Source organism: Couchioplanes azureus, assembly GCF_014648355.1.
Taxonomy (GTDB): Bacteria; Actinomycetota; Actinomycetes; order Mycobacteriales; family Micromonosporaceae; genus Actinoplanes; species Actinoplanes azureus.
In genome coordinates this window covers 102,007-114,613 of the sequence record NZ_BMQY01000014.1, presented here as the reverse complement: position 1 = coordinate 114,613, position 12,607 = coordinate 102,007, and the positions used below count along the sequence as shown (strand labels likewise).

Genomic DNA, 12,607 nt, shown 5'->3' with positions numbered 1-12,607 from the left:
CGAACACGCCGTGTCCACGGTGACCGCCGGACCCTCCAGACCCAACGTGTACGAGACCCGACCGGAGATGACGCTGGTGGCCAGGCCGGTGGTGGCGTGGCCCTCGACATCCTCCCGGGAGTTCAGCACCAGGTTCGTGTAGTCCTGGCCACCCGCGCCCAGGAAGACGCCGGTACGGCTCCCGGCGAGCCCTTGCGGGTTGATGCCCGCCCGTTCGATCGCTTCCCAGCTCGTCTCCAGCAGCAGCCGCTGCTGGGGATCCATCGCCAGCGCCTCGCGCGGGGACACCCCGAAGAAGGCGGCGTCGAAGTCGCCGGCACCAGCCAGGAACCCGCCGTGCCGGGTGGCGCTGGTGCCGCGTCCGTCCGGGGCCTCGGCGAACAGGCTCCGCAGATCCCAGCCGCGGTCGGTGGGGAAGCCGGTGATGCCGTCCCGGCCACCGGCGACCAGGTCCCACAGCTCGTCCGGCGAGGTGACACCGCCGGGCAGGCGGCACGCCATGCCGACGATGACGATCGGATCGCCGGCGGCCACGGGGCCCGCGACGACGGTCTCCTCGGGCTGCTCGTCCATCAGGTCGGCGACGAGGTGCGCGGCCAGGGCGGCGGGGGTCGGGTGGTCGAAGACCATGGTGGCGCTGAGCCGCAGGCCGGTGACGGCGGTCAGCCGGTTGCGCAGCTCCACCGCGGTGAGCGAGTCGAAGCCGAGGTCACGGAACTCACGGCGCGCGTCGACGGCGGCGGCCGAGGCGTGGCCGAGCACCGCGGCGGCCTCGGCACGGACGAGGTCGGTGACGTGGCGCAGGCGCTCGTCGGCGCTCCGGCCGGCAAGTCGGGGGGTGAGCGCCGCCAGGGCCGCGTCGCCGCCGGGGCCGGTGGCGGCGACGCGGCGCCCGGCCCGGACCAGGTTGCGCAGCACCGGGGGCACCACGGGAATCGCCGCGCCGCCCGGCGGCATGCCGACCGGCATCAGATAGGCCTCGCCGCCGGCGGTGGCGGAGTCGAAGAGCGACAGACCCTGCTCGACGGTGAGCGGGGGCAGACCGGCCGTGGCGATCCGGCGGATCCCGGAGTCGGTGAGGGTGGCGGTCATGCCGGCCGCACCGGCCCAGGCGGGCCAGGCCAGCGACTGCGCGGCGAGCCCCCGCGACTGCCGGTACGCCGCCAGTGCATCCAGGAACACGTTGCCGGCCGCGTAGTTGGCCTGCCCGGCGCTGCCCATCACCCCCGAGGTGGAGGAGAACAGCACGAAGGCATCCAGGTCCCGCGTCGCCGCGTGCAGATTCCACGCCGCGTCGACCTTGGGAGCGAGCACCGCGTCGAGCCGCTCGGGGGTCAGCGCGGTGACCAGGCCGTCGTCGAGCACACCCGCGGTGTGGATGATCGCCCGCAGATCCGGGATACCCGCGACGAGCTCATCCACCGCCGCACGATCCGTCAGATCACAGGCCACCACCCGGCCCGGCAACCGGTCCGCGCCCGGCGCGTCCGGACCACGGCGGCTGACCAGCACCAGATCCACACCACGAGCAGCAAGGTGACGCGCCAGCGCCGAACCCAGACCACCGGTACCACCGGTGATCAACACCGTGCCCCGCGGCGTCCACCCACCGGGCTCCCGCTCGGCCGTACGGGCCAGCCGCGGCACCAGCACCCGACCCTCACGGACGCGGAAGTCGGTGTCCCCGTAAGCCAGGTACGGCCCCAGGGCGGGCAGGTCGGCATCGGTCTCGGCCAGTGCGAAGCGGCCCGGGTTCTCCGCCTCCGCCGAGCGGACCAGGCCGTGCACCGCGGCGGCGGCCAGGTCGCCGGCACGGGTGACGACGAGCAGGCGCCCGTCGTGCGGCGCGGCGAGCCACTGATGGACCGTCGCCAGAGCGGCGGCCGTGAGCCTGTGCGTCTCCGCCACCACGTCGTCGCTCTCGGCGGCGAACGTCACCGTCGCGGGTTCGGCCTCCGCGGCATCCTGCGGTTGCGCCGGGACCCAGTCGAGGCCCAGCAGTGATCCCCCGGGCGCGGCCCTGGTCGACACGGTGCCGAGGACGACCCGGCGAGCAGTCAGCACCGGTGCGCCCGCCGGGTCGACCGCGGCGATCTCCACCGTGTCGTCGCCGGTCGCGGTGATCCGGGCACGGATGGTGGTGGCCGCGGACGCGTGCAGGGTGACGCCGTGCCAGGCGACCGGCCGGCGCCCGTCCGGGAAGAGCTGGGCGAGCAGGGCCGGGTCGATGCCGTACGCGCCGGCCCCGTCCACCGTGAGCTCGACGGTGTCGGCACCGACCGGCAGCAGGTCGCTGCCGTTGTCGAGCGTGCCGTACGCGTGGCGGACCCATTCGCCGCCGGACACCCGCGAGGACATCGTGACGCTCCGGACGCCGCCGTCCGCGGCTCCGACCCGGATCTGCAACGCGGCCGGCTGGTCCAGGGCGGCGGTGACGGTCAGGTCGCGGACGTGCGGGGTACCGGTCTGGTCGCCGGCCCGGATGGCCAGTTCCAGCCAGGCGGTGTCCGGCAGTGCCGGCACCAGTCCCGTGAAGATCGTTTCGTCGCTGTCCGCCAGCGACACGCTGGCACCGAGCAACGGGTGGCGGGGTGCGGTGAGGCCGGCCGCGGTCACATCGGCGCCACCGGACGGCTGCGGCCAGTAGCGCTCGTGCTGGAAGGGGTAGCTGGGCAACGGGATCCGATGGCCGTCGGTGCACCAGGCGGCGAGGTCGATCGGCACACCGACGGTCCACAGACGGCCGGCGGCGGTGGCCAGAGCGCTCTGCTCGTCCCGGTCCCGGCGCAGCGTCGGCACCACGACATCGGCGTCGATCAGCGCGCTCAGCACCGAGTCCGGCCCGACCTCCACGAAGGTGTCCGCACCGGCCGCGCGCATCGCCTCGACGCCGTCGGCGAAGCGGACGGTCTCGCGCACGTGCCGCACCCAGTAGGCGGGGTCGGCGAAGAGGTCGGTTTCGAGACGCCCGGTGACGTTCGAGACGAGCGGGATGACCGGAGGGTGGAAGGCGATTCCCGCGAGCGCGGCGGCGAAGGCGTCCAGCATCGGTTCCATCAGCGCCGAGTGGAAGGCATGGCTGACCGTGAGCCGCCGGCGCCGGGCGAATCCCGCGGCGGCGGCCTCGACGGCCGCCTCCTGCCCGGACAGCACGAACGAGTCGGGGCCGTTGATCGCCGCGATCGAGACGCCGTCCGGCGCGCCCGGCGCGGACCCGTGGACCGCGATCATGGCCCCACCGGCGGGCAGAGCCTGCATCAGCCGGGCCCGGGCGGAGACGAGCAGGCACGCGTGTTCGAGGCTGAACACGCCGGCCACGTGTGCGGCGGCGATCTCGCCGATCGAGTGCCCGCCGAGGATGTCCGGGCGTACGCCCCACGACTCGAGGAGCCGGTAGAGCGCCACTTCGACGGCGAAGATGGCCGGCTGCGCGTTCCCGGTGGAGTCCAGGTCGCCCCAGTCGATCGTCAGGTGCGCACAGGCGGCGTCGAAGGCCGCCGCGAAGACCGGGAAGCGCCGGTGGAGCTCACGGCCCATGCCCGCGCGCTGCGACCCCTGCCCGGAGAAGATCAGAGCGACCGTACGGGTGGCGGCCTCGCCACGGATCACGGTGTCGCCGATCAGGGCGGCCCGGTGCGGCAGCGCCGCGCGGCGCCCGAGCGAGTGACCGAGGTCGACCGCCGAGCCCTCGACGGCACGGACGGCCGCGACGTACTCCTCCAGGGCGGCACCGCTGCGCGCCGACACCGGCAGCGGCACCACCGCGGGCGGGGTGGGCGGGGCCGCCTCGGACGGGACCTGCTCGACGATGACGTGCGCGTTGGTGCCGGAGATGCCGAACGACGACACGCCGGCGCGCCACGGCCGGTCGCGCGACGGCAGCGGCGTCGCCCGGGTGACCGGCCGGACCGCACCGGCCGCCCAGTTCACCTGCGACGACGGCCGGTCCGCGTGCAGCGTCGCCGGGACGACACCGTGGCGCAGCGCGAGCACCATCTTGATCACGCCGGCGACCCCGGCGGCGGCCTGGGTGTGGCCGATGTTCGACTTGACCGAGCCGAGCAGCAGCGGCACGTCGCGGTCCTGACCGTACGTCGCAAGCAGCGCCTGGGCCTCGATGGGGTCACCCAGCGGGGTGCCGGTGCCGTGCCCCTCGACCACGTCCACCTCGGACGGTCGAAGGTCGGCGCTGCGCAGCGCCCGCTGGATGACCCGCTGCTGCGAGGGGCCGTTCGGGGCGGTGAAGCCGTTGGAGGCGCCGTCGGAGTTGACCGCCGACCCGCGGACCACCGCGAGGACCTCATGACCGTTGCGGCGGGCGTCGGACAATCTCTCCAGCACCAGCAGCCCGACCCCCTCGGCCCAGCCGGTGCCGTCCGCTCCCTCCGCGTACGCCTTGCACCGTCCGTCGGAGGCGAGGCCACCCTGACGGCTGAACTCCATCAGCGACCCGGGGGTGGACATCACGTTCACGCCGCCGCTCAGCGCCAGGGTGCACTCGCCGTTGCGCAGCGCCTGCGCGGCCAGGTGCAGGGCCACCAGCGAGGACGAACAAGCGGTGTCCACCGTGACCGACGGGCCCTCCAGGCCCAGGGTGTAGGAGATCCGGCCGGATACGGCGCTGGCCGCGATCCCGGTGCCGATGTCGCCGGTGGCGTCGCCCACGTCGCGGACCAGCAGGTACGCGTAGTCTTGGCCGTTGGTGCCCACGTAGACACCGGTCGGGGTACGGCGCAGCGAGGTCGGGTCGATGCCCGCCGACTCCAACGCCTCCCAGGAGGTCTCCAGCAGCAGTCGCTGCTGGGGGTCCATGGTGACCGCCTCCCGGGGCGAGATCCCGAAGAATCCGGCGTCGAAGCCGGCCACATCCGGCAGGAACCCGCCCTCCTGGCTCACCTGCATGCCGCGCGCGTCCACCCCGGCCTCGCGGAGGGCGGCCAGGTCCCAGCCGCGGTCGGTGGGGAAGCCGCCGATGGCGTCGCCGCCGTCGATCAGCAGCCGCCAGAGGTCGCCGGGTGACCGGACCCCACCCGGGAAGCGGCAGCTCATCCCGACGATCGCGATCGGCTCCGAGCGTTGCTCGACGAGCTGCTGATTCTGCCGGCGCAGCCGTTCGGTCTCCTTGACCGACGAGCGCAACGCCTCGACGACCCGGTCGCTGGGCGAGGTCATGAGTTCCCCTGCTCCTTGAGTGCCGCCTGCACGAGGCTGTCGAGGTCCATCGCGTCGATGGAGTCGTCGTCCAGCGACGCGGTGGCGGTGCGGCCGGCCAGCCGCATCAGCGGTTCGAGCACACCGATGTCGCGAAGTTGGTCCAGCGAGACGTGAGCGAGCACGGCCCGCAGCGCCGACTCGTCGTCGTCCGCCGTACCGGGGCCGGCGACGAGCGACCCGACGATGTGGTCGGCCAGCGCGGCCGGTGTCGGGTGGTCGAAGACCAGCGTGGCGGGCAGCTCCAGGCCGGTCGCCGCGTTCACCTGGTTGCGCAGCTCGACCGCGCTGAGCGAATCGAAGCCGAGGTCCCGGAACGCCTTCTCGTCGCCGACGGCGCTGAGGTCGGACAGCCCGAGCGTCTCGGCGGCGAGGCGGCGCACCATGGCGGTCACCTCGGCCGGGCGCTGCTCGGCCGGCAAGGCGGTCAGCCTGTCCCTCAGGTCGCCGGCGGCCGCGGCGGGTGCGGCGTCGCCGGCCGTCACGGCCGCGTAGTCGGGCAGCTCACTGAGCAACCGGGTGGGCCGGGCCGAGGTGAAGGCCCGGATGAACGACTGCGGTTCGACGTCGGCGACCAGGGCCACGGGTTCCGGTGCGAGCACGACCTGGCGCAGCGCGGTGACCGCGAGGTCCGGGTCGAGCGGCCGGATGCCGGTGCGGCGGGCCATCGTGGTGGCCCGGTGGCCCGCGGCCATGCCGCCACCGCCCCAGGCACCCCAGGCCACCGAGGTGGCCGGGAGGCCGCGGGAGCGCCGCCGCTCGGCGACGGCGTCCAGGACGGCGTTGGCGGCCGCGTAGTTCGCCTGGCCGGGGTTGCCCACGGCGGCGGACGCGGAGGAGAACAGCGCGAAGACGGCCAGGTCCCGGTCGGCGGTGAGCTCGTCGAGCAGCAGGGCCGACGTGACCTTGGCACGGAACACGGTGGCGAACTGCTCGGCGGTGAGCCCGTCCAGGATGCCGTCGGCCAGCGCGCCCGCGGCGTGCACGACGGCGGTCAGGTCGTCGATGCCGGCCAGCACCGCCGCGAGACTCTCCCGGTCGGCGGTGTCGCAGGCCGTGATGGTGGCCCGGTCCCCCAGTTCGGTGGCCAGGTCCTTGGCTCCCGGCGCCTCCAGGCCGGCCCTGCCGAGCAGCACCAACCGCGGCGCTCCGGCAGCGGCGAGCGCCCGGGCCACCTGGGCGCCGAGGGCACCGGTGCCACCGGTGATCAGGGTGGTGCCCGTCGGTTCCCACACGCGGGCGGGGCGGTGCGGCACCGCCGCCAGGCGGCGCCCGAAGATCGCGGCGGATCGTACGGCCACCTGGTCCTCGCCCTGGGGGTCGGCCAGCACGGCGGCGAGGCGGGTGGTCGTCGCGGTGTCCAGCGTCTCCGGAAGGTCGATCAGGCCGCCCCAGCGGTGCGGGTACTCCAGGGCGGCGACCCGGCCGAGGCCCTGCACGCCGGCCTGCACCACGCCGGGCACCGGCTCGCCGGGACGGACGGCGACGGCGGCCCGGGTGACGCACCACAGCGGCGCAGCCACCCCGGCGTCGCCGAGCGCCTGGACGAGCGCGGTCGTGAGCAGCACGCCGGCCGGCACGTCGGAGATCCGCTCCTCGGCGAGGGCGAGCAGGGACAGCACGCCGGTCACGTCGCGCCCGGCGATGTGCTCGCGCAGCCGCGCCGCCACCACCGGGCGATCCGTGGTGCCGATCTCGACGCGGGTGGCTCCCGCGCCCAGGGCTGCCACCACACCGTCGACCCAGGGGTCGGTGCCGGATCCGGCGGGGACGGCCACGACCCAGCTACCGGCCGGGGTGCCGGAGACCGCCCGGTTCAGCGGCCGCCAGGCGATCTGCTGCCGCCATCCGTCCACGGTGGACTGGTCCGTACGGCGGCGGCGCCAGTCGGACAGGGCGGGCAGGACCTTGGCCAGGGCCTCGCCGTCCACGCCCAGGGTGCCGGTGAGGGTGTCGAAGTCCTCGTTCTGCACCACCGACCAGAACTCGGCGTCGCCCGCGTCGACGTTCCGCGCCGCCGGGCGGTTCTCCGGCCAGAAGCGCCGGCGCTGGAAGGCGTACGTGGGTGCGGCGGTGCGGCGCGCGGTGGTCCCGTCGAGGAACGTGGCCCAGTCCGGTCCGGCGCCGGTGACGTGCAGTCGGGCCAGAGCGTGCGTGAGGGCGACCTCGTCGGCGCGGTCCTTGCGCAGCAGCGGCACGGCGACCGCGTCCGGTGCGCTGTCCGGGACCAGGGCGCTGAGCACGCCGTCCGGACCGATCTCCACGAAGGTGGTGACGCCGTGTGCGGTCAGGCTCCGTACGCTGTCGGCGAAACGGACGGTCTCGCGCACGTGCCGGACCCAGTAACCGGGGTCGGTGACGAGCTCGGCGTCCGCGATGTCGCCGGTCACGTCGGAGACGAGCGGTATCGCGGGGGCGGCGTACGACAGGGTCGCGGCGACCCGGCCGAAGTCGTCGAGCATGGCGTCCATATGAGCCGAGTGAAATGCATGGCTGACCCGCAAACGCCTAGTCTTGCGGCCGTCGGCGGAGAATCCGGCCGCCACCGCGTCCACTGCGGCGCTGTCCCCGGCGATCACGACCGCCGCCGGACCGTTGACCGCGGCGATGCCGACGCCGTCGACGAGACGAGCGGTGACCTCCTGTTCGGTCGCTTCGAGGGCGGCCATCGCGCCACCGCCCGGCAGCGCCTGCATGAGCCGGGCCCGGGCACCGACCAGCTTCACGGCGTCGTCCAGCGAGAAGACACCGGCCACGTGGGCGGCGGCGATCTCACCGATGGAGTGCCCGGCCAGGTAGTCGACCCGGATGCCGAGGGACTCGACGAGCCGGTACAGGGCCACCTCGATGGCGAACAGGGCCGGCTGGGTGTAGCCGGTACGGTCCAGCAGGGCCGCATCGTCGCTGTCCGGCTCGGCGAACAGCAGCTCGCGCAGCGGCCGGTCCAGTTCGGTGTCGAAGCGGGCCAGCACCTCGTCGAGAGCGGTGGCGAAGACCTCGAAGCGGGCGTACAACGCGCGTCCCGCCCCCGCCTGCTGTGCGCCCTGTCCGGAGAACAGCAAGGCGGTACGGCCGCTGGTCGTCCTGCCCCGCACCACCCGGGCCGACGGGGTGCCGTCGACCAGCGCGGCGAGGCCGTCGCGCAGCTCGTCCGGGGTGGAGGCGAGCACGGCAGCGCGGTGCTCGAACTGCGTACGGGCGCTCAGGGTGAGCGCCAGATCGGCCGGAGCCAGATCGGTGCCGAGCAGGCGCCGGGCCTGTTCCCGGACCCCCTCCTGACCGGGCGCGGACACCGGGACGGCGACCACGGACGCGACGATCCCGCCGGGCGGGGCCGGCACCTCGGTGTCCTGTTCGAGGATGACGTGGGCGTTGGTGCCACTCGCACCGAACGACGAGACGCCCGCCCGGCGCGGCCGGTCCACCGCCGGCCAGGGGGTCTCGGCGGTGAGCAGGGACACCGCACCGGCACTCCAGTCGACATGGGACGACGGCCGGTCCACGTGCAACGTCTTCGGCAGCACCCCGTGCCGCATCGCCATGATCATCTTGATGACGCCGGCGACACCGGAGGCGGCCTGGGTGTGGCCGATGTTGGACTTGAGCGCGCCGAGCAGCAGCGGCGTGTCCCTGTCGCGGCCGTAGGTGGCGATCAGCGCCTGGGCCTCGATCGGGTCGCCCAGCGACGTACCGGTGCCGTGTGCCTCGACGGCGTCCACGTCGGTGACCGACAGGCCGGCATTGGCCAGCGCGCGCCGGATGACGCGCTGCTGGGACGGTCCGTTCGGCGCGGTGATGCCGTTCGAGGCGCCGTCGGAGTTGACCGCCGAGCCGCGCAGTACGGCCAGAACCTGGTGCCCGCGCCGCCGCGCGTCGGACAGCCGCTCGACGACCAGCATGCCGACGCCCTCGGACCAGCCGGTGCCCCCGGCCGCGTCGGAGAACGCCCGGCAGCGACCGTCGGCGGCCAGCGCGCCCATCTCGCCGAACTCCACGAAGCCCACCGGGGTGGACATGACGGTGACGCCACCGGCGAGAGCGATCGAGCACTCCCCCGCCCGGAGCGCCTGCGCCGCCAGGTGCAGCGCGACCAGCGACGAGGAGCACGCGGTGTCCACCGTGACCGACGGACCCTCCAGGCCGAGCGTGTACGAGACCCGGCCGGAGAGGAGGCTGGCCGACTGGGCCGTCTCGACATGGCCGATCTGGCCCAGTTCGGGCCGGTAGTCGCCACTGCCGCCGCCGACGAAGACGCCGGTGTCGCCGCCCCGCAGGTGGACCGGGTCGATACCGGCCCGCTCCAGAGCCTCCCAGCTCGCCTCGAGCAGGATCCGCTGCTGCGGGTCGAGCACGATGGCCTCGCGCGGGCTGATCCCGAAGAACGCCGGGTCGAAGTCCGCGACGTCGTAGAGGAACCCGCCGTTGCCGGTGACGCTGCGACCGCGCCCGTCGGCATCGCCGTGGGTGAGCCGGTCGAGGTCCCACCCGCGGTCGGTCGGGAAGTCACCGATCGCGTCGACCTCGTCCCGCAGGAGCTGCCACAGGTCCTCGGGGGAACGGACCCCGCCCGGGTAGCGGCAGGCCATGCCGACGATGACGATCGGATCGCCCGCCACGCCGGCCGCAGGGACCTGCGGGACGGCCTCGCTGCCGCCGGCCAGTTCGTCGTGCAGGAACGTCGCCAGCGCCTGCGGGCTCGGATAGTCGAACACCAGCGTCGCGGGCAGGGTCAACCCCGTCGCGGCGGCAAGCTGGTTGCGCAGGTCCAGCGCGGTGAGCGAGTCGAAGCCCAGGTCGCGGAAGGCCTGGGTGGCAGGCATCGCGTCCGGGTCCGGATATCCGAGGACGGCAGCGGCCTCGGCGCGCACCAGGGCGAGAAGCTGCGAGACGTCCAGCGCGGCAGCCGCCGCCGGTGCGAGCGCCGGGACGACCCGGCAGGCCCGGGCCTCGGGCAGTTCGGCGAAGAGCGAGGATCTGCGGGTACGGGAGAAGGCCGGCGCGAACCGGTCCCAGACCACGTCCGCCACCGTCACCGACGCACCGACCGAGCGGGCGAGGGCGGCGAGCGCCCTTGCCGGTTCCATCGCCGGCAGCCCGTTGACGCGCAGGTGCGCGGCGAGGGACTCCGACGTGGTGCCGGCCCAGGCGCCCCAGGAGACGGCGAAGGCGTGGTCGTGGCGGGCCGCCACGGCATCCACGTAGGCACTCGCGGCGGCCGGGCCGGTCTGTCCCGCGATGCCCCAGACACCGGCGATCGAGGCGAACAGGACGACCATCGGTGCGGCGTCGATGACCCCGTCGATCTGGCTCTGCAGGGCCGGGAGCACGATCGCGGGGTCGTCACCGGTGGCGTCGCCCGCGGCGATCATCAGGACCGCGCTGGGGGTGAGCCCGTCCAGGTCCGGGACGACGGTGAGCTGGTCGCCCAGGTCGGCGCGCAGGTCCTCGTCGTCGCCGGTACCGACGATCACCACGCGGTCGGCGCCCCGGGCGACGAGCCAGCGGGCGACCGGAGCGGCGAAGCCGCCGACGCCGCCGGTGATGGCCACCGTGCCCTCGGGTGCCCAGGCCGGTCCGTCGGCGGTGTCGCGGACCAGGCGGCGGGCGTACACGCCGGAGGCGCGCACCGCGATCTGGTCCTCGTCGCCGAGCACCAGCCGGTCCAGGGTCCGCGCGTCGAGGGTCTCGGGCAGGTCGAGCAGACCGCCCCAGGCGCGGGGGTGGTCGAGGGCGGCGACCCGCCCGGCGCCCCACACGGCGGCCTGATCCGGGTCGCTCGGCGGGTCGCAGCGGCCGGTGTCGACACCGCCGCGGGTGATGCACCACAGCGGCGCGGTGATACCCGCCGCCGCCAGCGCGGCGAGAAGCTCGTGCGGCCACCCGGCCAGCACCGAGACCACCTGGTCGAAGTCGCCGGCGGGCAGCTCGCCGGCCGTCACGACCTCACCGCCGAGCGCCGTCGCCACGGCGTCGGCCCAGGGGTCGTCGCCGGGCGGGACGATCACCAGGCGGCGGCCGCCGGCCCCGGCCGGGGTTACCGGCGACCAGACGATCCGGTACCGCGAGGACGGCCGCTCGTGACGATCCCGCCAGGCGGTCACCGCGGCCAGATCACCGGAGTCGACGGCCGCCCAGAAGTCGGCGTCGGGTCCGGGACCGGCCGCCGGGGCCATCTCGGGCCAGTACGACTCGCGCTGGAACGCGTACGTGGGCAGCGCGGTGCGTCGCGCACCGGTACCGGCGAACAGAACCGTCCAGTCCACGGGCACGCCCGACACGTGCAGCCGGGCGAGAGCGGTGACCACGGCGGTCTCCTCGTCGCGGTCCCGGCGCAACGTCGGCACGCCGTCGACCAGGCCGGCCAGCACCGAGTCCGGGCCGACCTCGACGAAGGTGTCGACGCCGAGGTCGCGCATGGCCTCGGCGGTGTCGGCGAACCGCACCGTCTCGCGCACGTGCCGTACCCAGTAGGCGGGATCGGTGAACAGGTCCGTCTCGACCTTCCCGGTGACGCCGGAGACCAGCGGAAGTTCCGGCGTCCGCAGAGTCACGGTGCGGACCACCGCCTCGAAGTCGGCCAGCATCGGGTCCATCAGGCGGGAGTGGAAGGCGTGCGACACCTTCAGCGCGGTGGAACGTCCGGTGATCGCGCGGCGTACCTGCCGCACCGCCTCCTCCGGTCCGGCGATGACCACCGCGGACGGGCCGTTGACCGCCGCGATCGACACGCCGTCCACCAGCTTCTCGCGCACCTCGGCCTCGGCGGCCTCGACGGCCACCATCACGCCGCCGGCGGGAAGCTCCTGCATGAGCCGGCCCCGGGCGGTGACCAGGGTCCACGCGTCGGGCAGGGACAGCACCCCGGCGACGTGTGCCGCGGCGATCTCCCCGATGGAGTGGCCGCCGACGACCTCGGGCCGCACCCCGAACGACTCGAGGAGCCGGTAGAGCGCCACCTCGACGGCGAAGATGGCGGGTTGCGCGGTGCCCGTGCGGGCCAGCCGGGCCGCGTCGCCGTCCCACCCGAGGTCCGCCCCGATCGCGTCCAGGGCGGCACGGAAGACCGGGAACCGCGCGTACAGCTCGCGGCCCATCCCGGGGCGCTGCGATCCCTGGCCGGAGAAGACCATGCCGACGGTGTGGTCCGCGGCGGCCCCGCGGATCACCGTGTCGCCGACCAGCACCGCCCGCCGGGCGAAGGTGGCCCGGTCCAGCAGCGAGAACCCGACGTCCACCGGGCGAAGACCCGGGGCCGCCTCCCGGATCCGGGTGAGCTGAGCGTCCAGGGCGGCGTCCCCGCGCGCGGAGACCAGAAGCGGCACCGCCTGCGGCACGACCGTCGCGGCGGGCGCCGCCGCGACCGCCACACCCTGTTCGAGGATGACGTGCGCGTTGG

2 protein-coding genes (1 of these 2 cut by a window edge) are annotated in these 12,607 nt (G+C 74.6%); both read right to left on the bottom strand.

What is annotated here, in order from left to right; translation table 11 throughout:
* Positions 1–5,172, bottom strand: a 5,172-nt coding sequence (locus IEY99_RS31765; protein ID WP_189207803.1) for a type I polyketide synthase, incomplete at its 3' end; no start/stop codon positions are given.
* Positions 5,169–12,607, bottom strand: partial view of a type I polyketide synthase gene (locus IEY99_RS31760; RefSeq protein WP_189207802.1) — the 3' end only. The gene runs 19,579 nt beyond the window's last position; only the last 7,439 of its 27,018 coding nucleotides appear in the window; its start codon lies off the right edge, out of view — the gene reads right to left on this strand; the stop codon is at positions 5,169–5,171. The genes IEY99_RS31765 and IEY99_RS31760, both read right to left, overlap by 4 nt.